This is a genomic window from Streptomyces sp. 2323.1 (assembly GCF_900221035.1).
GTDB lineage: Bacteria > Actinomycetota > Actinomycetes > Streptomycetales > Streptomycetaceae > Streptomyces > Streptomyces sioyaensis.
In genome coordinates this window covers 6,427,018-6,453,077 of record NZ_LT907981.1, presented here as the reverse complement: position 1 = coordinate 6,453,077, position 26,060 = coordinate 6,427,018, and the positions used below count along the sequence as shown (strand labels likewise).

General features: G+C 71.6%; 22 protein-coding genes and 2 pseudogenes. 13 read left to right on the top strand and 11 right to left on the bottom strand.

Features of this window, described 5'->3' with window-relative positions; genetic code table 11:
* Positions 1-42 precede the first annotated feature (42 nt).
* Together CPH93_RS27795 and CPH93_RS27790 are read left to right on the top strand one after the other, a co-directional pair.
* Entirely contained in the window at positions 43-789 is a 747-nt protein-coding gene (locus CPH93_RS27795) for a 3-keto-5-aminohexanoate cleavage protein (protein ID WP_096214402.1), read from the top strand.
* Positions 790-984: 195 nt separating this feature from the next.
* Positions 985-2,424: an amidase gene (locus CPH93_RS27790; protein ID WP_096214401.1), complete on the top strand. Its 1,440-nt coding sequence runs from the start codon at positions 985-987 to the stop codon at positions 2,422-2,424.
* A 48-nt stretch (positions 2,425-2,472) separates the two neighbouring features.
* Here the strand turns inward: CPH93_RS27790 and soxR are convergent, their stop codons facing one another.
* A complete protein-coding gene (gene soxR / locus CPH93_RS27785; protein ID WP_093482405.1) occupies positions 2,473-3,048 on the bottom strand; it encodes a redox-sensitive transcriptional activator SoxR in 576 nt (191 codons plus the stop codon).
* Positions 3,049-3,183: 135 nt separating this feature from the next.
* Between soxR and CPH93_RS27780 the strand changes: the two genes are divergently transcribed.
* On the top strand, positions 3,184-3,645 hold the full coding sequence (locus CPH93_RS27780) for a MaoC family dehydratase (protein ID WP_096214400.1): 462 nt from the start codon (positions 3,184-3,186) through the stop codon (positions 3,643-3,645).
* Between the two features lie 117 nt (positions 3,646-3,762).
* Here CPH93_RS27780 and CPH93_RS27775 read toward each other — a convergent pair whose 3' ends face one another.
* Complete coding sequence (locus CPH93_RS27775) at positions 3,763-4,395, bottom strand: TetR/AcrR family transcriptional regulator (RefSeq protein ID WP_096214399.1); 633 nt, start codon at positions 4,393-4,395, stop codon at positions 3,763-3,765.
* 164 nt (positions 4,396-4,559) lie between these two features.
* Here CPH93_RS27775 and CPH93_RS27770 point away from each other — a divergent pair, with 164 nt between their 5' ends.
* From CPH93_RS27770 to CPH93_RS27760, 3 genes are read left to right on the top strand one after another with little or no spacing between them, the layout of a single operon-like run.
* The gene (locus tag CPH93_RS27770; RefSeq protein WP_096215620.1) at positions 4,560-5,201 is read left to right on the top strand and encodes a TetR/AcrR family transcriptional regulator; all 642 of its coding nucleotides are present in this window, start codon (positions 4,560-4,562) and stop codon (positions 5,199-5,201) included.
* Between the two features lie 54 nt (positions 5,202-5,255).
* A complete protein-coding gene (locus tag CPH93_RS27765; RefSeq protein WP_096214398.1) occupies positions 5,256-6,098 on the top strand; it encodes a helix-turn-helix domain-containing protein in 843 nt (280 codons plus the stop codon).
* Entirely contained in the window at positions 6,080-6,361 is a 282-nt protein-coding gene (locus tag CPH93_RS27760; protein WP_096214397.1) for a DUF397 domain-containing protein, read from the top strand. The genes CPH93_RS27765 and CPH93_RS27760 overlap by 19 nt, the downstream gene beginning before the upstream one ends.
* Here CPH93_RS27760 and CPH93_RS27755 read toward each other — a convergent pair.
* From CPH93_RS27755 to CPH93_RS27740, 4 genes and pseudogenes are all read right to left on the bottom strand, one after another.
* Entirely contained in the window at positions 6,358-7,458 is a 1,101-nt protein-coding gene (locus CPH93_RS27755) for a Zn-dependent alcohol dehydrogenase (RefSeq protein WP_096214396.1), read from the bottom strand. The two genes, CPH93_RS27760 and CPH93_RS27755, sit on opposite strands and share 4 nt — an antisense overlap.
* A 79-nt stretch (positions 7,459-7,537) precedes the next feature.
* The gene (locus tag CPH93_RS27750) at positions 7,538-8,932 is read right to left on the bottom strand and encodes an aldehyde dehydrogenase family protein (protein ID WP_096214395.1); all 1,395 of its coding nucleotides are present in this window, start codon (positions 8,930-8,932) and stop codon (positions 7,538-7,540) included.
* A 244-nt stretch (positions 8,933-9,176) separates the two neighbouring features.
* Positions 9,177-10,625, bottom strand: coding sequence for a CitMHS family transporter (locus CPH93_RS27745; RefSeq protein WP_096214394.1), 1,449 nt, complete (start codon positions 10,623-10,625; stop codon positions 9,177-9,179).
* 256 nt (positions 10,626-10,881) lie between these two features.
* Positions 10,882-11,514: pseudogene (locus tag CPH93_RS27740) on the bottom strand (TetR family transcriptional regulator); the annotation flags it as partial.
* Positions 11,515-11,652: 138 nt separating this feature from the next.
* Here CPH93_RS27740 and hmgA point away from each other — a divergent pair.
* Positions 11,653-12,993, top strand: coding sequence for a homogentisate 1,2-dioxygenase (hmgA, locus tag CPH93_RS27735; protein WP_096214393.1), 1,341 nt, complete (start codon positions 11,653-11,655; stop codon positions 12,991-12,993).
* A gap of 50 nt (positions 12,994-13,043) precedes the next feature.
* Here hmgA and CPH93_RS27730 read toward each other — a convergent pair.
* Positions 13,044-14,278: pseudogene (locus CPH93_RS27730) on the bottom strand (RNA-guided endonuclease InsQ/TnpB family protein); the annotation flags it as partial.
* A gap of 202 nt (positions 14,279-14,480) precedes the next feature.
* On the opposite strand from CPH93_RS27730, the gene CPH93_RS27725 reads away from it, so the two are divergent.
* Positions 14,481-15,227 carry a GntR family transcriptional regulator gene (locus CPH93_RS27725; RefSeq protein WP_096214392.1) on the top strand — a complete coding sequence of 249 codons (747 nt, stop codon included), beginning with the start codon at positions 14,481-14,483 and terminating at the stop codon, positions 15,225-15,227.
* Positions 15,228-15,730: 503 nt separating this feature from the next.
* On the opposite strand, the gene CPH93_RS27720 is transcribed toward CPH93_RS27725, so the two are convergent.
* On the bottom strand, positions 15,731-17,122 hold the full coding sequence (locus CPH93_RS27720; RefSeq protein WP_096214391.1) for an MFS transporter: 1,392 nt from the start codon (positions 17,120-17,122) through the stop codon (positions 15,731-15,733).
* Positions 17,123-17,341: 219 nt separating this feature from the next.
* On the opposite strand from CPH93_RS27720, the gene CPH93_RS27715 reads away from it, so the two are divergent.
* Entirely contained in the window at positions 17,342-18,592 is a 1,251-nt protein-coding gene (locus CPH93_RS27715) for a type ISP restriction/modification enzyme (protein WP_096214390.1), read from the top strand.
* Positions 18,593-18,839: 247 nt separating this feature from the next.
* Here the strand turns inward: CPH93_RS27715 and CPH93_RS27710 are convergent, their stop codons facing one another.
* The 3 genes from CPH93_RS27710 to CPH93_RS27700 all read right to left on the bottom strand — a co-directional run bounded on the left by CPH93_RS27710 (position 18,840) and on the right by CPH93_RS27700 (position 21,139).
* A complete protein-coding gene (locus CPH93_RS27710) occupies positions 18,840-19,103 on the bottom strand; it encodes a hypothetical protein (RefSeq protein ID WP_093482419.1) in 264 nt (87 codons plus the stop codon).
* Positions 19,104-19,374: 271 nt separating this feature from the next.
* A complete protein-coding gene (locus CPH93_RS27705) occupies positions 19,375-20,181 on the bottom strand; it encodes an SGNH/GDSL hydrolase family protein (protein WP_096214389.1) in 807 nt (268 codons plus the stop codon).
* Between the two features lie 247 nt (positions 20,182-20,428).
* A complete protein-coding gene (locus CPH93_RS27700; protein WP_096214388.1) occupies positions 20,429-21,139 on the bottom strand; it encodes a YoaK family protein in 711 nt (236 codons plus the stop codon).
* 258 nt (positions 21,140-21,397) lie between these two features.
* On the opposite strand from CPH93_RS27700, the gene CPH93_RS27695 reads away from it, so the two are divergent.
* The 4 genes from CPH93_RS27695 (at position 21,398) to CPH93_RS27680 (ending at position 26,048) form a co-directional block, all read left to right on the top strand.
* Positions 21,398-22,510, top strand: coding sequence for a DUF5925 domain-containing protein (locus tag CPH93_RS27695; RefSeq protein ID WP_096214387.1), 1,113 nt, complete (start codon positions 21,398-21,400; stop codon positions 22,508-22,510).
* Positions 22,511-22,589: 79 nt separating this feature from the next.
* A complete protein-coding gene (locus CPH93_RS27690; RefSeq protein WP_093482423.1) occupies positions 22,590-23,606 on the top strand; it encodes a DUF5954 family protein in 1,017 nt (338 codons plus the stop codon).
* Positions 23,607-23,738: 132 nt separating this feature from the next.
* Complete coding sequence (locus CPH93_RS27685; protein ID WP_096214386.1) at positions 23,739-24,953, top strand: metal-dependent hydrolase family protein; 1,215 nt, start codon at positions 23,739-23,741, stop codon at positions 24,951-24,953.
* A 132-nt stretch (positions 24,954-25,085) separates the two neighbouring features.
* Positions 25,086-26,048, top strand: a complete 963-nt coding sequence (locus tag CPH93_RS27680; RefSeq protein WP_231976976.1) for a hypothetical protein — start codon at positions 25,086-25,088, stop codon at positions 26,046-26,048.
* The last annotated feature ends 12 nt before the right edge of the window (positions 26,049-26,060 follow it).

Sequence of the window (26,060 nt, the reverse complement as noted above, 5' to 3'; positions counted from 1 at the left end):
CCGGGTCCGGACGTTGTCAGACCCTGCTGCCATCATGAGGGCATGATTCAGGTCTGTCTCAACGGCCCCCGGACCGCGGCCGATTCCGGCGCCTTACCGATGTCACCGGCCGCCCTCGCCACTGCCGCACGGCAGGCGGTGGCGGCCGGCGCCGAGGATGTCCATGTCCATCCGAAGACCCCGTGCGGCCAGGATTCGCTCGCCCCGCAGGTGGTGGCCGCGGCCCTGGAGGCGATCCGGTCGGTGGTGGACGTCCCGGTCGGGGTGACGACCGGCGCCTGGGCCGAGCCGGATCCCGAGCGCCGGCTGGCGCGGATCAAGTCCTGGACGGTGCTGCCCGATCACGCGTCGGTGAACTGGCACGAGCCGGGCGCCGAGGCGCTTGCCGCGGCCCTGATGGAGCGCGGCGTCGGCGTCGAGGCCGGCATCTGGGCCCGCACCGACGCCGCCGGGCTGTTCGCCCGCTCCCCTCTCGCGCCCAAGGTGCTGCGGGTGCTGGCCGAAGTGATCAGCACCGAAACCGGCACCGACGCCGGCACCGACGCCGCGTCCGCGCCGGCCACCGCGCGCGAGCTGCTGGCCGCGCTGGCCGATGCCGCGCCCGGCCGCCCGGTGCTGCTCCACGGCATGGACGACGGGGCCTGGCCGATGCTGCGGCTGGCCGGCGCGCTGGGTCTGGACACCCGGATCGGCCTGGAGGACACCCTCCTGCTGCCCGACGGCCGCCCGGCCCGCGACAACGCCGAGCTGATACGTGCCGCGGCGGCCTTGATGAGCGGGTCTCCCTGAGACGCATGAACTGTCCGTTCGTATACGGCCTTTACGCGCCGACCGGGAAACTGAAAGATCTGTGCATGGGCTGACCACCCGCACCGGCAACGCGCCCGGCGGGCACCGGCCCCGCCCGTACGGCACCAGGCCGCACGGGCCCCGCCCCCATGCCTCAAGGGCATGGGAGGTACCTCCAGGAGAAGGTGGACGTCCATGGCCGAACTGCACGATCTGACCGCGCTCGAACAGGCCGAGGGGATCCGGTCCGGTGACATCTCCCCGGTGGAGCTCACCGAGCACTATCTGGCGCGGATCGAGCGGCTCGACGACACACTCGGCGCGTTCCTCACCCGTACCCCGGAGATCGCCCGCAAGCAGGCCTCGGAGGCGGAGAGCGAGGCCGCCGCGGCCCGCCGCGAGGGCCGCGAACTCCCCCCGCTGTACGGCGTCCCCGTCCCGGTGAAGGACCTCAACCAGGTCGCCGGGGTGCGCTGCACGATGGGTTCCCGGGCGCTGGCCGAGAATGTGCCGGTGCTCGACGACCATGTGGTCACCAAGCTGCGGACGGGCGGCACGATCCTGCTCGGCAAGACCAACACCCCCGAATTCGGGCTGCCCTGCTACACCGAGAACGACCTCGCGCCGCCCGCCCGCACCCCCTGGGACCCGGAGCGCTCGGCGGGCGGCTCCAGCGGCGGGGCGGCCGCGGCCGTGGCCGGCGGACTGGCGCCGCTCGCGCATGCCAGTGACGGCGGCGGCTCGATCCGCATTCCGGCGTCCGTCTGCGGGCTGTTCGGCATCAAGCCCAGCCGGGGCCGGATCAGCGGCGGCCCCCTGCTGCACGACGTCTCCGGCCTGGCCACCTCGGGCCCGCTGGCCCGTACGGTCGCCGATGCGGCCACGCTGCTGGACGTCCTGGCGGGCCCCATGCCCGGCGACCCGTTCGCGGCGCCGTCGCTGCCGCCCGGCGAGACCTTCGCCGGGCACGCCCGCCGCGACCCGGGACGGCTGCGGATCGCCTGCCTCACCGAGGCGCCCGTCCCCGGTGTCGAGGTCCACCCCGACTGCCGCACCGCCACCACCGACACCGCCGCGCTGCTGTCCGGACTCGGCCATGAGGTCGAGGAGTTGGCGCTGCCGGCCGACGACGGCATCCTCACCGCCTTCACCCGCGTCTGGTCGGTGCTGGCCGCGAGCCGCCCCGTACCACCGGGGGGCGAGGAACTGCTGATGCCGCTCACCCGCTATCTGCGGTCCCGCGGCGCCGAGGTCTCCGGCACGGAATTCTCCCGCTCGCTGTATGCCTTCCGGATGCTCGCCCAGTCCCTCGCGGACGGGCTGATGCCGCCGGGCGGCTACGACGTGATCCTCTCGCCGACCGTGGCCGCGCCTCCGGTAGCGGTCGGCGCACTGCGCAACGACACCGACCCACAGGCCGAGTTCGCCGCCATCGGCGCCTTCACCCCGTTCACCGCGGTCTACAACGCCACCGGCCAGCCCGCGGTGAGCGTCCCGCTCCAGTGGAATGCCGAGGGCCTGCCGATCGGGGTGATGCTGGCCGGCCGGTACGGCGACGAGGCCACCTTGATCGCGCTCTCCGCCCAGCTGGAGCAGGCCCGCCCCTGGGCGGGCCGCAAGCCGGCCATCTGGTGACCCCGAGGTGTGTGCGTCCGCCCCTCACCGGGACGGACGCACACCCGCTCACCCCTCGTCCGGACAGCACCCCGGCGCGCCCTGGCCACCCGGCGTTCCGCTCTGCCGCCCGGCCCCGGCCTGCGGGTCGCCGGCGCGCCGCTGCGCCCCCTCCGGGTCCTGGGCGCTCCGGTCGACCCGTAGCCGGCGCGCGCCGGGCCCCTGCTCGCCGAGGTTGTCGTACGGGTTGGACAGCGCGCAGGTCTCCAGCGAGAGGCAGCCGCAGCCGATGCAGTCGGTCAACCGGTCGCGCAGTTCCACGAGTTGAGTGATCCGCTCGTCCAGCTCGGAACGCCAGCCCTCGGAGAGCCTGGCCCAGTCGGCGCGGTTGGGGGTGCGCTCGTCGGGCAGCTCCGCCAGCGCGTCACGGATCACCGCGAGCGGAATCCCGACCCGCTGCGCCGCCCGCACGAACGCGACCCGGCGCAGCGCATCACGGGAGTAGCGGCGCTGGTTGCCCGCCGTACGGGTACTGCTGATCAGCCCCTTGGACTCGTAGAAGTGCAGCGCGGAGACCGCGGCGCCACTCCGCGCGGAGAGCTGGCCGACGGAGAGCTCATGAACCTTGTACGGAAGCTGGGGCACGGTTCCACCCTAGGACGTGTCCGGTGGTCCCCAAGCGTTGACAGCGGGTGCCCGTACTCCGCATGCTGAGCAAGCGCTTAGTCCGCCGCCCGGCCGGTCGGCGGCGGTGGATGGATCCCGAGGAGGCAGACGGAGATGGCAGAGCCCCGAGTGTTCGGATCGCTCGACGAACTGCGGGCCGCGGTCGGTGAGGACCTGGGCACCAGCGACTGGCTGGAGATCGACCAGAAGCGGATCGACCTGTTCGCGGACGCCACCGGCGACCACCAGTGGATCCATGTGGACCCGGAGAAGGCGGCGGCCGGACCCTTCGGCACCACCATCGCGCACGGCTATCTGACGCTGTCGCTGCTGCCCGCCCTCGTCCCGCAGCTGATGCGGGTCGACAACGTGACGATGGGCATCAACTACGGCAGCAACAAGGTGCGCTTCCCGGCGACCGTCCCGGTCGGCTCCCGGCTGCGCGCCACGGGCCGGATCGCGGAGGTGGCCGAGGTGTCCGGCGGCGTCCAGCTCACCACGGTCGTGACCGTCGAGCGCGAGGGCGGCGACAAGCCGGTGTGCGTCGCGGAGACGGTCAGCCGGTTCTACCTGTAGGCCGGGCGACGCCCCGCACACCGGGCCGGGACCGGACGGGCCGGTGCCGGGGCGTCCGACCGGCCGGTGCGCCTGGCGACACCCCACCGGCCGCGCCCCCAACCCCTCCGGGTCGTACTAGCCCCGGTCCGCCGCGCCCACCATCCGCAGCACCAGATCGGCGTAGAGGGTGCCCACCTCGTCCGGCGTGCGCGGGCCGTCGGCCGTGAACCAGCGGGCGACGTCCACGCACAGCGACAGCACGGCGAGGGTGGTGCCCGGGACGTCGTCGGCCCGGAACTCCCCGCTGTCCGCGCCGTCCTGGATGATCTGCCGCAGCAACCGGTCGGTCTTGCGGCGCAGACCGGTGATCTCGGTGTAGTGCTCGGGGCTCAGCGCCTGGAGCTCGTACTGGATGACCCGGGCGGTGGTGTGGTGCTCGGCGTGCCAGCGGGCGAAGGTGCGCACGGCGTCGCGCAGCCGCTCGGTGGCGCTGCCCCCGGCCCCGGCGGCGGCGCCCATGATGCGCAGCGCCTTTTCGTGGCCGATGCCGCTGATGCGGTAGAGCAGCTCTTCCTTGGTCTTGTAATGGATGTAGAGCGCGGCCGGGCTCATCCCGGCCCGGCCGGCGATGTCACGGGTGGTGGTCGCGTGGTAGCCGCGCTCCGCGAAGGCCTCGACGGCGGCACCGACCAGCCGTCGCGCGGCATCCGGGGTCACCCCGGCCCACTCCTCGTTCTCCTCTTCGGCCCGTTCCGCCGCCGCACCCATCGCGCTCCCCGCTCCTCGATCCGCCAGGGACCCTCCACTGACGGATCGAACACCATATCGCGCCGCTGAGCAAGCGCTTAGGGCCCGGCGGGTGCGGACGGGCCGGCCGGAGCGCGTTAATGAGCACTGCTAGTTTTCGTCGGACGGCCCCTACTATGTTCGTCATGGCCCGACCCCGTAAGCCCCTGCTGAGCCGCGAACGCATCGTCTCCACGGCGCTGGCGCTCATCGACTCCGAGGGGCTGCCGGCGCTCTCCACCCGACGGCTGGCGGCGGAGCTGGGCGTGAGCGGGCCCTCCCTCTACAACCACTTCACGACCAAGGACGAGATCCTCGACGCGGTGGCCGACACGGTCATCGCCCAGGTCGATGTGTCGGCGCTGGAGACGGGCGGAGACTGGCGCGCCGGGCTGCTCGGCTGGGCCCGCTCCTACCGCGCGGCGCTCGCCGCGCATCCGCACATCGTGCCGTTCCTCGCCCAGGGGCCCGGCCGCCGCCCCGCCGGACTGAAGATGGCCGACGCGGCGTTCGGCGGCATGGTCGAGGCGGGCTGGCCGCCCGCCCAGGCCACCCGGGTCTGTGCGATGGTCCGCTACTTCGTGGCCGGCTCCGCGCTGGGCTCGTTCGCCCGCGGCTTCGTCGACGACCCGAGCGCCTACGACCCCGCCGACTATCCGCATCTGGGCCAGGCCCATCTGCTGGCGGAGCATCAACGGCAGGTGGACGAGGGCGCGTTCGAGACCGGGCTGCGGGCCCTGGTGGACGGCCTGGCGCTGCAATTCCCTGCGCGGCCCGCCAAGGGCTGACTACCGTAAGTGTTCTGGCCATTACGGGAATTGGCCGGTTACGGAGGAGGTCCCATGCCGCCGAGAAGGGTCGTCACCGGACGGAGCAAGGAGCCGCGCAAGCGGTTCGCGGAGGAACTGCGCTTACTGCGTGCACAGAAGGGCGACAGCCTGCGCAAGCTCGGTGCGGTGCTCGGCTGGGACGCGTCGCTGTTCGGGAAGATGGAGAGCGGGAAGACCATCGGCAGCCCGGAGGTGGTGGAGGCGCTGGCCCAGCACTACGAGGCGGAGGAATGGCTGCTGACGCTGTGGGAGTTGGCGGTGGGGGATCCTACGCAGTTCCTGGAGCAGTACCGGAGGTACATGGCGCTGGAACAGGAGGCGATGAGCCTCTGGCATTACGCCCCGAGCGCGCCGCCCGGCCTACTCCAGACGGCCGGGTATGCGCGCGAAGCGCTCGCTACGGGCGACCTCCAGGGCCGGGAGCTGGACCAGCAGGTCGAGGCGCGCATAGGGCGTCGGAAATTGCTGGAGCGGGACGACGCGCCACCGTTTCGCGTCATCTTCTCCGAGGCGGTGCTGCGCACGCGGCTGCGCGACCCTCAGAAATGGCGGGAGCAGCTGGAGTACCTGGCGGAGACATCTGAGCGCCCGAAAATCACCCTCCACGTCCTGCCGTTCAGCGCCGGTCCGCATGGCCTGATGAACACCGCCGTGAAGTTCCTGCGGCTGCTGGACGGTCGTACCGTGGCGTACACCGAGAATGACGATCGCGGTGAACTGATCGAGGAAAACGGCAGGGTTGAGGATTTGCAGCGCCGATACGATGCGATGCGTGACCTGGCTTTGTCCCCGGCCGAGTCGCGGAAGTTCATCATCCGGATGTTGGAGGAAGTGCCGTGCGAGCCATCGACCTGAGCAAGGCGACGTGGCGTAAGAGCAGCTACAGCAACACGAGTGGCGGCGACTGCATCGAGGTCTCCGATGACTTCCTCACCGCCGCCGCCTGGCACAAGAGCAGCTACAGCAACACGTCTGGCGGCAACTGCATCGAGATAGCCGACAACCTCCCCGCCCTCGTCCCCGTACGCGACAGCAAGAACCCCCAAGGGCCCGCGCTCGTCTTCAGCGCCGCCGCCTGGGGGTCCTTCGTTGCCGCCGTGAAGAACAGCGCCGTCTAGAAGACGACCAGCGCCCGCCCGCCCTTGCCCGCCAGCATCGCGTCGAACGCGGCCGGGATGCCGTCGAGGCCGATCCGCTCGGTGACCAGCGCGGAGAGATCGAGCGCGCCGGAGCGGACGTGGCCGGCGATGACGGGGAGGTCGCGGGCGGGGTCGCTGTTGCCGTAGACGCAGCCGGAGAGCGTCCGGCCGAAGTAGAAGAGCTCCAGGGCGGAGAAGGTCACCTGCTGCTCCTGGCCGCCGATGCCGACGACGGTCGTCCGGCCGCCGCGCCGGGTGGCCGACCAGGCCGTACGGATGGTGTCGGCGCGGCCCACGCACTCGATGGCGACATCGGCGCCGACGCCCCCGGTGAGCTTGCGGATCCGCTTGGCGCCGTCCTTCTCGAAGAACGCGGGCCCGTCGGCGACCACGAATTCGGTGGCGCCCGCCGCACGGGCCAGCTCCTCCTTCGCCGGTGAGACATCCACGGCCACGATCGGACCGGCACCCGCGATCCGCGCCGCCTGGAGCGTGGCCAGGCCCACTCCGCCGACGCCGAAGACCACGACCGACTCCCCCGCCCGCACCCGGGCGCTGTGGTGGACCGCGCCCCAGCCGGTGAGCACCGCGCAGCCGAGCAGTGCGGCGTCCGCGAGCGGCACCCCGTCCGGCAGCGGCAGCGCGGCCCGCGCGGGCACCACGGTCTCCTCGGCGAACGCGGCGGTGCCCAGGCCCGGGTAGAGCGCGGTGTCGCCGGCGGCGAGGGTGGCGTACGGGGAGTTCGCGGCGAGGCCCGCATCGGCGCACAGCCAGGGCTCGGCCAGCCCGCAGAAGTGGCAGTCGCCGCAGGACGGGGCCCAGTTGAGGACGACCTGATCGCCGGGGGCCACCGTGGTCACGTCGGGACCGACGGCGGTCACGGTGCCCGCGCCCTCGTGTCCGAGGACGGCGGGGGCGGGCTGGCGCAGGGTCCCGTTGGACAGCGACAGATCGGAGTGGCAGACGCCGGCGGCGGCGAGCTTGATCCGGACCTGGCCGGGGCCGGGTGCGGGCAGGTCGATCTCGGTGACCTGGAGCGGGGCGTTGACGGCGGACAGTACGGCGGCGCGGACCACGGGGTCTCCTCGGTGCGGGAGGACGGGGGCGGAGGGTGCCGGGCTGCGGGAGGCGGTGGCCTCCCGCGGCCCGGCCGGGTCAGAACTGGAGCGACTTGGTCTGCAGATATTCGGCCAGGCCGTGCGGCCCCAGTTCCCGGCCGACGCCGGACTGCTTGTAACCGCCGAACGGGGCGAGGGGGTTGAAGCGGCCGCCGTTGATGTCGACCTGTCCGGTGTCCAGTCGGCGGGCGAACGCGGCCGCCTCGGCGTCGTCGGCCGCCCAGACCGCGCCGGCCAGACCGTAGACGGTGCCGTTGGCTATCCGGACGGCGTCGTCCTCGTCCGCGTACTTCAGAATCGTCAGGACCGGGCCGAAGATCTCCTCCTGGGCGATGGTCATCTCCGGGGTGACGTCCGCGAAGACGGTCGGCCGTATGTAATAGCCGGGCCCTTCGACCGCCTCCGGGCCGCCCGCCACGACCCGCGCCCCCTGGGCGAGGCCCTGCTCGATGTAGCCGCGGACCCGGCCCTGCTGGCGGGCGTTGACCAGCGGGCCGACCCGCTCGCCGGGCACGTACTTGGCGACCGCGGCGGCCGCCAGCTCGACGGCCTCGGCGTATTGGTCTTCGTGGACCAGCATCCGGGTCCAGGCGCTGCAGGTCTGGCCGGAGTTGGCCATCACGTTGGCGACGCCCACGCCGACCGCCTTCGCCAGGTCGGCGCCGGGCAGGATGACATTGGCGGACTTGCCGCCGAGTTCCAGCGCCACCCGCTTGACCGCGGCGCCCGCGAGCGCGCCGATCTGCCTGCCGACGGCCGTCGAGCCGGTGAAGGAGACCAGATCGACCCCGTCGTGTGCGGCGAGGGCCTGCCCGGCGACCGGGCCGAGGCCGGTGACGAGGTTGAAGACGCCGGCGGGTATCTGGGCCTCGTCGACGCACTCGGCGAACAGCTGGGCTACCAGCGGGGTGTCCTCGGCGGGTTTGAGCACCACCGTGCAGCCGGCCGCGAGGGCCGGGGCGGCCTTGGCGACTATCTGGTGCAGCGGGTAGTTCCAGGGCGTGATCGCGCCCACCACGCCGACCGGTTCGTGCAGCACGGTGGAGTTGCCGATCTTCTCCTCGAAGGCGTATGTACGGGCGAGTTCGGCGTAGGACGCGCTGACCGCGAGCGGCACCCCGGCGTGCACCGCCGTGCTGAAGGCGAGCGGCGAGCCGAGTTCGGCCGTGATGGTCGCGGCGATCTCCTCGGCGCGCTCCGTGAGCCGGCCGTGCAGCGCGGCCAGCCGGTCCGCGCGCTCCTCGGGCGGGGTGGCGGCCCAGCCCGGCAGGGCGGCGCGGGCGGCGCGTACGGCGGCGTCCACATCCGCCGCGGAGCCGGCCGGGACGGTGGCGATGACCCGTTCGTCGGCCGGGTTGACGACCTCGATCGTGTCGCCGCCCGCGGCGGGCCGCCAGCTTCCGTCGATGTACATCGCGTCGTGCTGCTTCACGTCGTGATCCTCCCCTGCCGCCGGTGCTCTTCCGGCTCCCAAACTAGCGCCGGTAGTTTTGCGTACGCCAGGGAGCCCGCCGCCACCCGGCCGGGCGACGGCGGGAACGAGCCTACGGGGCGTCCGTAACGTCCGTTTATGGGGTCGGGGCACGGGCCCGACGTGGTCGGGGGCACGGCCCCACCCCCGGCGGCCGTGCCCCCCGCTCTCTCCGGGAACCCTGGTCCCCGGCCTCTCCGGTCCCCTAGAGGATGCCGAAGAGCAGCCCGGCCCCCAAGACCACGAGGGAGGTCAGCGCGGCCCATTTGACGGTGAATTTGGTGTGGTCGCCGAACTCGACCTTGGCCATGCCGACGAGGACGTAGACGGCGGGGACCAGCGGGCTGGACATGTGCAGGGCCTGGCCGACGAGGGAGGCCCGGGCGATCTCGATGGGGGCCACACCGTGGGCGGCACCGGCCTCGGCGAGGATCGGCACGATGCCGAAGTAGAAGCCGTCGTTGGACATGAAGTAGGTCAGCGGGATGCTCAGCACGCCGGTGACGAGGCCCATGTGCGGGCCGAGCGCGTCGGGGATGCCGCTGACCAGCCAGCGGGCCATGTGCTCGACCATGCCGGTGCCGGTGAGCACCCCGGTGAAGACGGCGGCGGCGAAGACCATGCCGGAGACGTTGAGGACGTTCTCGGCGTGCGCGGCGACCCGGGCCTTCTGGTCCTTCATGTGCGGGAAGTTGACGGTGAGCGCGAGGGCGGCGCCGAGCAGGAAGAGCACCGGGATCGGCAGCGCCTGGAGGATCAGCAGGGTGAGCAGCGCGACGGTGAGCGCGGCGTTGAACCAGTAGAGCTTGGGGCGCAGGGTGGCACGGTGCGGGTCCAGAACCTGGAGGTCGGCGACGCCCTCGTCCTGCGGGCCGCCGGCGGACGGCGTGGCGCCGGAACCGGTGCCGGCACCGCCGGAGGTGCGCGTGCTGCCGGCCGTACCGCCGCCCGTACCAACGGCGCCCGCACCGACCAGGACCTGCTCGCTCTCCCTCTCCTCCGCGGCCTCGGTCACCACCCGGGTATCGCCGAGGGTCAACACGCCCAGCCGCTTGCGCTCGCGCCGGCCGAGGACGTAGGCGAGGGCGAAGACCGCGACCAGACCGACGGCCAGGGCGGGGATCATCGGGACGAAGATGTCGCCGGCGTCGAGCTTGAGCGCGGTGGCGGCGCGGGCGGTCGGGCCGCCCCAGGGGAGGGTGTTCATCACGCCGTTGGCCGTGGCGGCGACGCCGGTCATGACCACCAGGCTCATCTTCAGCCGCTTGTAGAGCGGGTAGAGCGCCGAGACGGTGATCATGAAGGTGGTGGAGCCGTCCCCGTCGAGCGAGACGATCGCGGCGAGCAGCGCCGTGCCGACCACCACACGGACCGGGTCGGCCTTGCAGAACTTCAGGATGCCGCGGACGACCGGGTCGAAGAGACCGACATCGATCATCACCCCGAAGTAGATGATGGCGAACATCAGCATCGCGGCCGTGGGGGCCAGGTCGCCGATGCCCTTGAGGACGTAGTCGCCCAGGTGCGCGCCCTGGCCGACCAGGACGCAGAACAGCGCCGGGATCAGCACGAGCGCTGCCATCGGTGACATCTTCTTCATCATGATCAGCACCAGGAAGGTGGCGATCATGACGAATCCGAGGATTGTCAGCATTGGGGGTACCTCACGTTCGCCCTTGAACATCTGCCGGGGGTGGCGGTTGGGCTGACGTTAGGTCCCGCAAACTTTTGTTAACAAGGGCTTGACGTGAGAGCAATACGAGCAAAACCCCAGGTCAATGTGGATCGCACGGGCCGGGGTACCGCGCTCACCCCTCCCCCGCGGCCGCCGCGGTCCCCCCGTCCGCCGTGTCGCCGTCACCGTTGCCGTCACTGCCTCCGCCCCCATCGCCGTGGCCGTGGCCGTCGCCGTCCAGATAGCGCGCCAGATAGGCCCGCAGCAGCAGCTTGGTCTCCGCCACGATCGCCGGATCTCCTTCCGGATCCGTACGGAAGGCGAGCTGGAGCAGTGCGTCGGCGGTCTCGACGCCCACCAGGAAGGCGGTGCGCAGCCGCTCGTCGGCGGTGTCCAGGCCGAGCGGTCCGGCGAACAGGGCGAGCAGCCGGTCGGCCACCTCGTAGTTGGCCCGCCGGGCGGCGCGCGGGGCGGGGACGGTGAACTCCACCAGGGCGAAGCCCGGCACCGTCCGCTTCATGGCGAGGTACTCGTCGATCACCACGTCCATCGCCCGGCGCCACTCCGACGACGCATGGGCCGGTGTGGTCAGCCGGGCGGTGATGCGGTCCGCGTAGGCGTTGAGATTGCGCCGGGCGAGGGCCTCGGCCATGGCGCGCTTGTTGGGAAAGAAGCGGTAGACGGAGCCGATCGGGACGCCGGCGCGGACGGCCACGGACCGGGTGCTCAGGTTGTCGTAACCGCTCTCCTCCAGCACATGGGCGCAGGCATCGAGGATCCGGGCCAGGCGCTGGGCGCTGCGCTGCTGTACGGGGGCGCGGCGGAGGGAGCCGTGAGGCGGGGCGGGGCGCGGGGTGGGCTGCTGCACCCGTCCATCCTGCCCGGCAACCGGGCCGGTGGTGCGCAACCGAGACGTTCCGGCCGCGCGGCCGGGAGTCTCCGTTGACGGCCCCCTGCCGCAATCCTAAGGTCTTGCATAGGATTCCTTGAGCGGCGGGAGCACGCGATGACAGGCACGGGCAACGAGCAGGCGCGGAAAGTGGCCGAGGCGCTGGCGTACACCACCGGCTTCGGCAATGAGCACAGCTCGGAGGCCGTCCCGGGTGCGCTGCCGATCGGCCGCAACTCCCCCCAGCGCGCCCCGCTCGGCCTCTACGCCGAGCAGCTCAGCGGCTCGGCGTTCACCGAACCGCGCGACCGCAACCACCGCTCCTGGCTCTACCGCATCCGCCCGTCGGCCGCCCATCCGCCGTTCGTCCGCGCCGGACAGGGCGCGCTGCGCTCGGCGCCGTTCACCGACTGCGTCCCGGACCCCAACCGGCTGCGCTGGAACCCGCTGCCCGAGCCCGCCGGCCCGGCCGACTTCCTAGACGGCCTGTGGACGCTGGGCGGCAACGGCGACGCCACGCAGCGCACCGGCATGGCCGTGCACCTGTACTGCGCCAACACCTCCATGGACCGGCGGGTGTTCAGCTCCGCGGACGGCGAGCTCTTGATCGTGCCGGAGCGCGGCGGGCTGCTGCTGCGCACCGAACTCGGCCTGCTCCGCGCCGAACCGGGCGAGGTGGCGCTCATCCCGCGCGGTGTCCGCTTCCGCGTGGAGCTGCTGGACGACACCGCTCGCGGCTATGTCTGCGAGAACTACGGCCGGCCCTTCCAGCTGCCCGACCTCGGCCCGATCGGCGCCAACGGCCTCGCGAACGCCCGGGACTTCCGTGCCCCGGTCGCCGCCTACGAGGACGTCGAGGGCCCCGTCGAGGTCGTCAACAAGTTCTGCGGCCACCTCTGGACGGCGACCTACGACCACTCGCCGCTGGACGTCGTCGCCTGGCACGGCAACCACGTCCCGTACGTCTACGACCTGCGGCGCTTCAACGTCATCGGCTCGATCAGCTACGACCACCCCGACCCGTCCATTTTCACCGTCCTGACCTCCCCCTCCGACACGCCTGGGCTGGCGAGCGTGGACTTCGTGGTCTTCGCCCCGCGCTGGCTGGTCGGCGAGGACACCTTCCGGCCGCCGTATTTCCACCGCAATGTGATGACCGAGTACATGGGCCTGATCGAGGGGGCCTACGACGCCAAAGCGGAGGGCTTCGTCCCGGGCGGCGGCTCGCTGCACAACATGATGTCGGCGCACGGGCCCGACCGGGAGACCTTCGACCGGGCGAGCGCCGCCGAGCTCACGCCGCAGAAGATCGACGACGGCCTGGCCTTCATGTTCGAGACCCGCTGGCCGCTGACGCTCACCGAACAGGCCCGCGACGCCGGCCATCTGCAGCAGGGCTACGACGACGTATGGCAGGGTCTCCAGCGCCATTTCCGCCCACCGGGGAAGACCTCTTGACTCCTCCCGCTCCTGAAGGAGGGGATTCCTGGCTCACGTCGCCTGCGGCCCGGCGGGCGCGCAGGTCTTACACGATCAGCACCAGCCGGGTTGAAGACCAGCCCGGACCTGGGGGCACCTCCCAGCGGTAGCTGGGGGACATCACGCGGGCGGAGTTCTTGTCCCTGGACGAGACGGCTCCGCACACCGTGCAGGCATACGTCCTTTCGGAAAGGGGGAGTGCGTGCTTGGTTCTCGCTCCGCACTGCGCACAGTCCCTCGTGGTGTGCGCGGGATGGACCAGATACACGGCACGGCCGTGTTTGCGGCCCATCTCGACCAGGGCGCGTTTCGTGGCACCGATCGCAGCGTCGGCCGCCTTGCCGGCCATCGTCGACTTGGCGAGGAACTTCGGACGGAAGTCCTCCACCGCCACAGCATCATGATCACGGACAACGCCCTTGGCCCACTTGCGGCCGGTGTCTTCCCGCTGCCGGGCGACCTTCTTGTACAGCTTGGCCCGCAGGCGCTTGGCCTCGCGGTAGCCCTTCGAGGCCGGCTGCCCCTTCTTCGGCCTGCGCCGCGCCATCATCCGGTCGTAACGGGTCAGCTTCGCCTGAGCCCTGCCCCCATGCTGGGCGTGGGGCAGATCGTGGGCATCGGACGTGGTGGTGGCCGTCTCCTTCACACCCCAGTCGATACCGATCACGCCACCGGTTTCGGGAAGGCGTTCGCTCCTCGCTGCGACGACGAAGCTCGCGTACCAGTGCCCGACACCGTCCCGGTACACACGCACGCTCGACGGCGGCTCGGGAAGAGCCCGCGACCACACCACCGTCAGCACAATCCCACCCGCCAGGTACAGGCGCCCATCCCTGATCCGAAAGCCGCGCCGCGTGTAGTTCAGACTCGCATCGGCCTCGCGCTTCTTCTTCCAGCGGGGCATCCCCGCCCGCTGCCGCATCGGCAACCGGGCCTTGACGTCCTTCAACGCCTTCGCCCGCGACCTCGCGAAATCCCGTACGACCTGCTGCTGAGGAACGCTCGCCCCCTCAGCCAGCCACGGCGTACACGCACGGGCCCCGGTCAGCATCCTGTCCAGCTGCGCCGGACCACAGGTCAGCTTCTCACCCGTGGCCCTGCCGCGGGCATGGAGGGCCTTGGACTTGGCCACACACTCATTCCACACCCACCGACACCGGCCCCACTCGGCCTCGAGCGCGGCACGGGCCGTGGACGACACCCGCACACGGTAGGTGTACCGGGCGTGCCCGCAACCCTCCACCGTCTGCGCTGCTGTCGTCATACCCCGAACCTACCCGGGAGGACTGACAGTTGAGCACCCTTGATCATTGCGGGCTGCCTCGCCCCATCACGGCGTGGGCCCCGGATCACCCTGGCGACGAGGCGGTTGCCCGTGCCCTGCTCCGCAGGACTCCGATTCTCCCCCGCAAGCGGGAGGTGCCCCTACCCCGCCCTGAAGGACGGGGCTTCCTCGGAGGAATCAAGTGACCACCTTCGCTCCCGACTCGCTCGACCTGAACCGCAAGCTGCCGCTGTGGTACCAGGTCTCGCAGTCGCTGCGCGCCTCCATACTCGGCCGCTCCCCCGAGGCGCCGCTGCGGCTGCCCACCGAGGACGCGCTCGCCGCGCACTACGGCGTGAGCGTGCTGACCATGCGCCAGGCCCTCAAGGAGCTGGAGGCGGAGGGCCTGATCAGCCGGCACCGGCGCCGAGGCACCTTCATCGAACCGAGCGCACAGCGCGGTGCGCCGGTGCGGCTGCTGGGTTCCGTGGACGCGATCGTGGCCCAGCAGTCCGGGATGAGCACCGAGCTGCTGGGCCACGGCCCCACCACCGTGCCGTCCGAACTGTCCGGTTACTTCCCCGGCGTGGCCGAGGTGACGGGCTTCCGCCGGCTGCGCAGCGACGAGGAGACCGGCGAACCGACCAACCACGCCCACAACTACGTACGGCCCGAGGTCGCCGCCCGGATCGACCCCGCGGACCTGACACGCTGGCCGATGACGAAGGTGCTGCGGGACGTGGTGGGCGTACGGATCAGCCGGATCACCGACACCGTCGAGGCGCGGCTGGCCGACCCGGAGACCGCCCGGCTGCTACAGATCCCGCTGCTCAGCCCGATCCTGCACTACACGGGCATCACCTACGACGAGGACGGCCGCGCGGTCGATGTGGCCCGCATCCACTACCGGGGCGACCGCTTCTCGTTCACGGTGTCGCTTGACGCTTAGTTTTTCCCACGTTGTCGGCTTTCCCGCCGTGGTGGTTTCTCGCCGTTGCGCTTTGCGGCGCGGCGCACGTTTTCGGCTTTCCCGCCGTGGTTGCTTCTCGCCGTTGCGCCTGCGGCGGGCCGGGTGGGTGTCGGGTGCGGTGACGGACCTCCGGGGCCGGTATGTGGGACTGCTTCGCTTTACGTCCCACACACCGGCCCCTCCGGCCCGTCCCCTCCCGTTGTGGGAAAGTGAAGCTGAGTGGGGGCGCGCCACTCGTAGCAAGTTCACTGCGACCGACTAGGCGCACCGGACCACCTACAAACACCCCCACCGGCCTGTTTCCTCCCCACCACGGGAGGGGCCGAGCCGCAGGACGAAGTCCGGAGGAGCGGCACCGCACCCGACAAACCACGCCCGCCGCAGGCGCAACGGCGAAACACCCCCACGGCGGGAAAGCCGACAACGTACGGCGCGCCGCAAAGCGCAGCAACCACCACGGCGGGAAAGCCAAAAACGTGGGATCAAATCCGCTCCAGGCTCCGGCCCGTCGTGCGTGGCCCCAGCAGCGCCACGTCCAGGCACAGCAGCAGCATCAGCCCCGCCGAGCCGGTGAACACCGCGGCCGCCCCGAGGTCGCTGAGCACGCTCAGTGCGACGAACGGGAGGACGACCGAGGTGAGCCGGGACAGCGAGTAGGCGATACCGATCGCGCTGCTGCGCAGACCGGTCGGGAAGAGCTCGGTCTGGTAGACGTGGAAGGCGTTGGAGAAGACGTTGCTGCACACCGTCAGCAGAAAGCCGAAGGTGACGACGGCCCAGGGGGCGGCGGCGAAGCCGAAGGCCAGACCGCAGCCGGCGATGCCGAGCGCCGAGGCGATGATCAGCGTCCGGCGCTCGATCCTGTCGATCAGCGGGATGGACAGCGCGGAGCCGACCGGATAGCCGCAGAAGCTCAGCGCCGCGTACAGCAGCGACTCGGTGACGGTGTGCCCCTTCGCGGTGAGCACCACGGGCGCCAGCGTCCCGAAGCCGTAGTAGCCGACGGTCTGCAGCACCTGGAAGAGCCACCACATGACGGTCCGCCGCCGGTAGCAGCCCCGGAACATCTCGCCCAGCGGCACCTTGCGTTCCGGGACGCTCTCCGTCTCGGGTACGGAGGGCAGGCTGCCGCCGCTCTCCCGGGCCACCCGCTCCTCCAGCCCCGCCACGATCCGTTCGGCCTCCGCAGCACACCCCTGTACCGCCAACCATCGTGGCGATTCAGGGAGTTGGCGGCGCATCAGCTGAAGGAATCCGGCGCCCAGCGCACCGGCGACCAGCAGCCAGCGCCAGCCCTCGATGCCCAGCAGCCGGTGCGCGGCCACCAGGCGGGCCCCGAGCAGCGCGGCGACCGGCACGCCGACGAAGCCGACGGTGTACGCCCAGGCGATATAGCGCCCGCGTACCGCCCGGGGCAGGAACTCGGCGAGATAGGTGTCCACCAGCACGAGTTCGGCGCCGAGCCCGAGCCCGGCCAGAAAGCGCAGCGGTAGCAGCCAGGACAGGTCCGGGGCGCAGGCGCTCAGCAGCGAGAAGAGCGAGTACCCCGCCAGGTTGACCAGGAACATCCGGCGCCGTCCGAAGCGGTCGGCGAGCACCGACAGCACATTCGCGCCGACGAACATCCCGAGGAACCCGGCCGCGATCACCCAGGACTTCGCGGTGTGCCCCAGATGCCACTGCCCGGCGAGCACTGCGGCCAGCACCCCGCCCAGAAAGATCTCGTAGAGGTCGAAGAAGGCGCCGATGCCGACGACGAGGGTGAGGCGGCGGTGCCACCGGGACGGCGGCAGCCGGTCCAGCCGCGCGGCGGCCCGGTGGCCGATGGGGGTGCCCCCGCGCCGTTCAGGCGTGGGGGAGGCGGTGTCCGTCATGGCGCTCCTCCCCTGAGCAGGTCCCGGCGCACCGCACGGAGCCAGGTCCGCACCGTGTGCCGGGCGTACGGCGAGGACCGTACTCCGCCAAGATCAGCAAGCGGAAGACCGCGGGGAGGACCGCCCCGGAGGGGTGGTGTGACCGGCGGGGGCGGTACGCCCACCGGGCCCCGTGGTTACCATGCCGGGGTCAACCGAACGGTCCGGGAGGGGCTCCGCGTGACGGCGAAGCAGGACGCGCCACGGCTGTCCGATCTCATGCCGTGGTCCGTGGCGCCGCTGCGGCTCGGCCGTTCCTGGGTGCGCGCGCCGGACCCGGCGACCCTGCGCGCCCGCTGGTCGGCGCTGGTGGAGGCCGGCGACCTGGCGGCCCGCGAGCGGCTGTTCCGGCCGTCCCGGGCCCGCACCCTGCACTCCGCCGTCGGCCAGCTGCCGGGCCAGGCCACCCCGACCGGGCGGCTGCACCGCGCGAGCGGGCCCTGCCCCGAGCCGGTGCGGATCCTTCACGGCCCGTTCGACCAGCAGTGGCTGCTGCCCGACCACCGGCTGATCGACGGGGCGCGGCCGGAGCTGTGGCGGGTGGCGGACGAGCGGCAGCTGTTCGTGGTCGAGTGGGGCCAGGTACCGCAGCTGCCCGGCCCTCCGCTGGTGTGCTCCACGCTGCTGCCCGACGGGCGTTCCCCGGCCGGCCGGCCCGGCCGGATCCGTCCGTTCTACCGGCGGCCCGGCGGCCGGGAGCCCAACCTCGCCCCCGGCCTGCTCCCCCTGCTCGGCCGGCGCCTGGACCGCCCGGTGCACCCCACCGACCTGCTCGCCTGGCTCGCCGCGAGCGCCCTGCACTCCCCCGACGGCTGCACGGTGCCGCTCACCGCCGACCCGGAGATCTGGGAGCGCGGTGTTGCGCTCGGCGGGCGGCTGCTGTGGCTGTGGACCCGGGGCGCCCACGTCGACGAGGGCCCGGGCGGGCACGGCGGCGAGCGGCCCCGGATGCCCGGCGGCCGCCGCCCGTACGTACGTTCCGCGCTCCCCACCCGCGGGCTGCCCCCGTCCCTGGGCTACGACCCCGAGGAGGAGGCGCTGCTGCTCGGCGACGGCCGGATCTCCCCGGTGCCCGCGGGCGCCTGGGACTTCCACGCGGGCGGCATGCGCGTACTGGAGGCGTGGTTCGCCGCGCGCACCGGCACGTCGGCGGACGAGCCCGAGCCCGGTTCGCTGGCGGCGCTGCGCCCCACGAGCTGGCTCCAGGAGTGGACCTCGGAGCTGCTGGAGCTGGTCACCGTACTGGCGCTGCTGGCCGAACTCCGGCCGCAGTGCGAGGAGTTGCAGCAGGCCACGGACGGCGGTCCGCAGCTGGCGGCGGGTGAGCTGCGGGCGGCCGGCATCCTGCCCGCGCCGGTCTTCGCCCACCGGCCGGCCTCCGTGCTCGACCACCACGAGGAGGGCCCGGAGGGGCAGTTCGCGCTGTTGTGAGCGCGGCGCCGCCGGGGGCGCACACAAGAAACCACCCGTCGCAACGCAACGGGTGGTGGGGAGTCTCCTGCGCCGGCCGGGCGGGGACGGGGCCGGCGAGTGAGCGGCTCACGGCACCTTCGGGGCGAGGGTTCCCGCCCCGGCGAGCACACCGACACGCTGCCGGCGCCCTGGGTCTGACGAGCGATCGGACCGCAGTGCCGCGCCGGGACGGTGTGATCGCCCGAGATGCCGCTTCAGAAGCGGATCAGCCGTGCCCGCCGAAGAGCGAGCGCCGCAGCCTGCGCAGCGGCGCGAACAGCGACACCCTGGCGCCGCGGCTGTTCCTCGAACGCGCACGATCACGCGCGGTGAGCTCCTGCATCAGCGAGGTCGCGCCCTCCACCTCACGCTGCGGGACGGCGGGACCCCCCAGCACGGCGAAATGGCGGTCGAGGCGCGCACTGGATGCACTACTCCCGCAGTTGATCGCAGGGACTCGCGCCCTGCTACGCACTGTTATCTGTTCCATGACTCTCCCCACCCTACGAGGGCACCCGGCCCGGGCAGGGTAACCCTATCTCTCTCGGAGGACACGCGTGCAGACCGGTCAACGGATTCACCTGCCTCGCTTTGACGTTGACGCACACCATACGGAATGTCACCTACACGGCGTGGACCAGGGCGAGTTGAGCAACCACCGGGGCCGGCGGGGCCCCCGGGGGGCGCCTGACGGGGCGCCGGGGCGCACAAGGAGAGACCGGGATCTCACTGCCTCTCCCCGGCGCCCGGCGTACGGGTCGTCACGCAGCGGAGGCGAACACCGGGAGATAGCCGCCGGACTGGCCGGCGGCGGTCGGGTGGTAGGACTCCTCGACGGGGAAGGTCACGCTGTGCAACCAGGCGCTGCCGGAGCACAGCTCATGTCCGGAAAACGTGGCATTGACATCGGCGAACGAGAAGCCGTGGTCTGCGGCCCGCTTGGCGGTGACGCCGTTGATGTCGTCAGCCGCGGCGTTGATCGCGGCACGGGACTTCTCGGAGAGACCGGCGATGCAGGTGCCGTTGAGCCGGTAGAAGTGCGGATAGCCCAGGACGACCACACGGGCGGCCGGGGCCTTCTGGGAGATGGCGCTGTACACCCCGTCGAGCCGGCCGGGCAGGGTGTTGTCGATGTAGGTCCGGGCCTGGGCGACCCGGGCCAGGCAGGCGCTCTCGCCCTGGAGCGCACAGGTCGTCATGGTGTCGGCGAATCCGGCGTCATTGCCGCCGATGGTGATGCTCACCAGCCCGGTGGAGCTGCTGAGCGGCCCGAGCTGGCTGCTGAGAACATCACCCGTTCGGGCGCCGGAACAGGCGGTGAAGCGAAACGAGGAGGGGGAGTGCGCCGCGGCCCAGAGGGCCGGGTAGGACTTGGCGCTGCGCTTGCAGGAGCCGCTGGCACTGTCGTAGCTGCCGGCCCCGACGCCGGAGGAGTAGGAGTCGCCGAGGGCCACGTAGCCGGTGGCGGTGGGGAGTTGGGCGGACGCGGCGGCGCTCGCGCCGGTGAGCGCGAGCGCTGAGGTGACGAAGAAGGCGGACGTCAAGGCCGCGAATCGGGACAGTTTCATGGAACCTCCCTTAGCAGGAGCTCTGCCACATCCGTCGTAGCAAGACTCACGGGTAGCCGGAAGTGTCCATGCCAAAACTCATCGGCAGTTCGCGGCAAATCTGCCGATCCGAGGGGATGTTCACCGCAGTTCACCGTCATATCGCCGCTTCGGCCCCCGCTGACCGACACGTCCATGTCCACCCCGATGGCGGACCGCAGAGGCGCACGCGTGCGCGGCCGCCCCCGGCGACGTTTTTGGCGGCTCGTCAGTCCCCGGTGGCGGTACGGCGGCGGGCGAGGCCGGGCACCAGGAAGGCGGTGGCCGCGACGGTCGCCGCCACCAGCGCGATCACCAGCATCGGGCTTGTCCCCAGACCGAGCAGTCCGGCCCCCAGGAGGCCGCCGGCGAACATCGCGCCGACCGACGCCAGCCGACGGCCCGCCAGGTGTCTGCCGTACCCCAGCCGCTTGTCGCGCCCCACCGGCGATCCGCTGACCAGTGCCGTCATCGCCCGGGTCTCCACGGTGGTGGTGAAGTCGGGCGCGGACACCCGCATGGCCGTGACGTTGCGCATGCCCATCGCCATCGCCATCAGAGCGATGACGGCATAGCGGCGGCCGGGCGGCAGCCCCCGGGCCGGCCCCGACTGCCAGGCCGCCGCGGCGGCAGCAGCCAGCATCACCGCCTCCGTGATCAGCGCCACCGGGAACCAGGGGCGCCGGAGGCGGGCCAGCCCCGACTCCACCCGGGCCCCGAGCGCCGCGCCCAGCACGAAGGCACCGATCGACACCACCGTCGCCACCACCGGCACACCGCCCTGCCCGGCGATACCGAAACCGAGGAAGAGCAGATTGCCGGTCTGGGTGGCGGTGAAGACCTGACCGAGCGCCAGAAAGCTGACGGCGTCGAGCATCCCGGTGACCACGGTCAGACACACCATGATCAACGTCAGGGCGATGCCGCCCGGCGGCTCCACGGACGCGGCTCCTTCCGGCGGTCACTCACCTCGCGGCACGTCCCCCCAGTCTCCGGACGGCCCGCCCGGGGTGCCGCCATTGCGCCGTCTGTGGGCGGCTCAGCGGCAGCGCACTCTCCGGCCAGGGCAGCGACGTCCCCGTCATGCGCCGGGTCGGCGCTCACCTCCGGCTTTCCGCGTAACAGTTCTGTTCTGGTACCGGGAAAACGCCGGGATAATCCGTGTGCGTGCCGGGCCGCCGTGACCGATCATGGCGGGATGTGTGCCGATCACGTCCCACCGTCCGCCACCGAGGAGTCCCTTCCACTCCGGCTGACCATGGACGACAGCGATTCGCCCGCCGATGTCGTCGACGCGCTCTTTCTGGGACGGTTCGCCAAGGGGGAACAGCCCTACGCCCGGAGCCGGTCCGTGGACCGGGTGCGTTCCGGACTGACGCTGCTGCCGCCGGGCGCCCGGATCCTACGCGCGGCGCGGGACGACGACCGCAGCGCCACGCTCGCCGAGGGCGACGGCTACACCGTGCTGGTCTCCCGCTGGAACCGCGGCGGCGATGTGACGGTCACCGCCGTCACCGACGAACTGGCCGAGAAGGTGCTGGCGCAGGCCACGGAGGGCGCCGAGGACGAGCCGGCGCCGCAGCCGGAGAACGTTCCCATGGGCTTTTGGTACTTCTCCCCGCGCCGCGGACCGCACCGCACCTCCCGGCAGATCTCGGCCGGCACCTGGGAGGAGATCCGCCCCAACTACACCGCGCCGGTGGCCGAGGCGATGGACCGGCTGATGAAGGTGGCGCCCGAGGAGATCGCCGGCCGGCTGCTGTTGCTGCACGGCCCGCCCGGTACGGGCAAGACCTCCGCGCTGCGCACCCTGGCCCGCTCGTGGCGGGACTGGTGCCAGGTGGACTGCGTACTGGACCCGGAGCGGCTGTTCAACGACGTCGGCTATCTGATGGACATCGCGATCGGCGAGGACGACAGCACCGGCAAGGGCCGCTGGCGGCTGCTGCTCCTGGAGGACTGCGACGAGCTGATCCGCGGCGAGGCCAAGCACGCCGCGGGGCAGGCGCTGTCGCGGCTGCTCAATCTGACGGACGGGCTGCTGGGCCAGGGCCGTAACGTCCTGGTCGGGGTGACGACCAATGAGGACCTGGAGCGGATGCACCCGGCGGTGATCCGTCCCGGCCGCTGCCTGGCCCGTATCGAGGTCGGCCCGCTGAACCGCGCGGAAGCGGTGCACTGGCTCGGCACGGACCAGGGCATCGGACGCGAGGGCGCCTCGCTGGCCGAGCTGTACGCGCTGCGCCGCGGCACCCGTCCGGCGTCGGTCCCGGCCCAGGACGCGGGGGCCGACGCGGGGCTCTACCTCTGAGGCCGGGCCGCCACCGCGGGGCCTGATCATTTGCGACGTTCCGCCCCGCCGCCCACTGCCCGCGCACAACAATGCGTACATGGATGATGACTGGAAGCGACAGATCGAGCGGCTGCACGAGGGCTTGGTCCGGCGTGACGATCCGGCCGAGTGGGTGACCGAGGCCGACGCCGTGCAGGCCTCCTACCGCTATCCGCATCTCATGCTCCGCGGACCGGTCTTCGGTATCGCCGTACAGGACCCCGCCACCTCGGCGGACTGGCGACTGGTGCGGCCCGCGACGAGCGGCACGCCCCAGGAGGCCCGGGACGGCCTGAATTCCCTGCTGTGGTTCCAGGCCAAGGACGACACCGACGACCCCGGCGTCCGGCGGGAATTACTGGCCGCGGTGGCGGTGCTGGAGCGCGAGCCGGTCGACGAGCTCACGGTCCTCGGGGTGCGCTACCGCGTGGTGCGCGGGGAGGAGTTCGCGCGCAGCGGCGAGAGCGGCCTGGAGCCGCCGCGCCCCACGGACCCAGAACCCGCCGACCGGTCCTGGGAGGGCCGGCACGACACCCCGTCGCGGGACCTGGGCTTCGCCCTCGTCCCCGGCCGGGAGGACGGCCTCATGGCCGGCGCCATGAAGCTGGCGCTGCGGGGGTTCACCTATACCGGCGCGCGGTTCCCCCCGGAGGTGCGCAAGGACTCCGCCCGGGCACGCACATCCCATCCGGAGGTCGTTCTCCTTCCCGTCGGCTTCGGGGTGGTGGAACGCAGCGGCCCAGGGTGGCAGCCGCAGGGAGCCCTGATGGCGACCCCGCACGAGGCGCGGCGGCAGCTCTACAGCGGGCTGACCGAATTCTGGCCGCTGCTCCACAAGTTCGACGACCGGGAACGGGAGCAGTACGCGCGGGCCGGCGAGGAGTTCAAGGCCGCGGGCCGCGCCGACGAAGTACGGGTGGCCGACACGCTGTACCGGATCTGTCGCATCGAACGGATGATCAGATGCGGCCCCGACGGCCCGGAGCCGCCCCGCCCCTCGGACCTGGACAACTACGGGCCGACGAAGATGCATCCGAGGATGGACGAGGACGGCACCCTCCACCACGGCGAGTGAGGCGGCCGCGGACCGGCCGCCCGCCGCGGCCAGGCGCGGCAGCCGTCCGCGTCCCCCCTCTATGGCCGCAAATCCAGCGGTCGGTAACCGGAGGAGTATGAGTGTTACTGAGTAGTGAGGAGGCACAGTCGGGTGGTTGCCAGCGGTGAACAACAACACGTGCAGCGTCCGCGGATCTGGGCGGTCCGCGCAGCGCGGCTGTTTGACGGGTACACATTGCGACCGGGGCGCCCACTGGTGCTCATAGACGGCTCGCGCATTGCAGGTGTCGATATGACGGGAGCGCCTCCGTCAGCAGACCTGCGCGTCCTGGATCTTGGTGATGCCACGCTGTTGCCCGGGCTCATCGACTCGCACGTACACCTTGCCTTCGATCCCGACGACAAGTCGAAGCAGGCGATGGTGGAGGAAGATGCCCGCACCACCCTGGCACGCATGCGCGTCCACGCCGCGCAACAGCTGCGGGCGGGGGTCACCACCGTACGGGACCTCGGTGATCGTCAATTTCTCGCCGTATCGCTCCGTGACCACTACACGGCAGGCACGGAGGCAGGTCCGGAGATTCTCGCCGCCGGACCGCCCATCACGCGAACTCGCGGACACTGCTGGTTCTTGGGCGGCGAAGCCGACGGCATCGCGGCCTTGGAGGCCGCAGTCGAGGAGCGCATTGCACGCGGCGCCGACGTAGTCAAGATCATGGCAACCGGTGGCGTGATCACCCCTGGGTGGGGGCCGCACCAGTCGCAGTACACACGCGACGAACTTGCCGCGGTGACCCGTGCAGCCCATGCACACGGCAGACCGGTCACCGCCCATGCGCACGGTCGGGACGGTATGGCTGATGCTGTCGCGGCCGGCGTCGACGGCATCGAGCACGCCTCCTTCTTCACCGAAGACGGTGTCGAACCCGACTGGCGGACCGTTGCGGCCGTGGTGGAGGCAGGCATCTTCATCGGTGCCACCGAAGCATGGCTTCCGACAGGCTCGATGGTCGCGCCCCACATGGCCGAGCGCGTGGAGCAGCGAAGCGCGAACTTCGCACGGATGCACCGCGAAGGAGCGCGGCTGGTCTGCTGTTCCGATGCCGGTGCCGGTCCCCGCAAGCCCCACGGCGTGCTCCCGCACGGAATCATCCACCTTGGCTCGCTCGGCCTTTCCCCCACCGAAGCCCTGGCTTCGGCCACGACCCTCGCCGCACAGGCATGTGGGCTGGCCGACCGCAAAGGAAGAATCGCCGTCGGCCATGACGCCGACCTCGTCGCAGTAGCCGGCAATCCCCTGCACCGTCTGGAAACCCTGCTCGACATCCGGGCCGTGATCCGAGCTGGAAGGGTGTTCCAGGGCTGATCCACCGGCCTCCGTCCGCCGCCCCAACTCCCTTACGGACGTGGCGCAGAAGATATCGTCGGTGCCGGAATCCCTGGCCGCCGGGCTCGGCTCGCTCCTACGATGCGAGTACCCGGGGGAGAGGTTGTGGGCGTGGCACGCAGGACCGCAGAGACGCGGCGGGGCATCGAGAACTCCGTCGCCTGGACCATCCGCAATCTCGACAGCGTCGTTGCTCTCGGCGCCGCGCTGGTCATCGGACTGCTGGATGTCTTCGGTGGGGCGATTCAGGACAATGTCACGTCCGGCGCGACCCTGCTGGTGCTGGCCGCGCTGGTCTTCGGGACGCTGACCGAGCGCAGGCGCCGCGTGGCGGACATCCAGGGGGCGATGTCGGCGACGCACCAGGCGCTCGAAGACCTCACCATGGTGCGGTCGTTGACCGGCGCCGAGCTCGAACAGGCCCTGGACCGGGCGCGTCACCACACCGACCGCTGGGTGTTCAAGGGCGGCACGGGGACCTATCTGCGGGCCGTCACCCTGCCGGTCTGCATCCGGGAGGCGCAGCTCCAGCGCCGTTCCCTCACCGTCAAGATCGACATCATCAACCCGGCCGACGAGCAGGCCTGCGCCGCGTACGCGCGCTTCCGGCAGACCTTCGCCCACCGGCTGGACGTCGTTCCGCCGGACAGCTGGAGCGCCGACCGGACCCGCAAGGAGTCGTTCGCCACCGTGCTCGCGGCCTGCTGGCACCGGCAGCGGCTCGACACCCTGGAGATCGATGTGCATCTGTCGTCGGTCGTGCCCACCCTGCGCTTCGACCTCTCGGCCTCCTGCTTGATCATCACTCAGGACGACCCCCGGCGGGTCAACCTGCTCGTGGAACGGGACCGGCCGCTCTACGACTACTACGTCACCGAACTCCACCAGAGCCGGGAACAGGCCGTCGCGCTCGACCTGCGACGCACCGTGCCGCTGAGCGAGGAGCCGACGGTCGACGAGACCCACCGGCTCTTCGAGGGGCTCGGCCTCCCGCTTCCCTCGACCTTCACCGACAGAGACGTCAGCGAGGTCATCGACAAGGCGCTGCACGCGGAGAATCCGTACCGGAGGTGAGCGGCCGAGTGC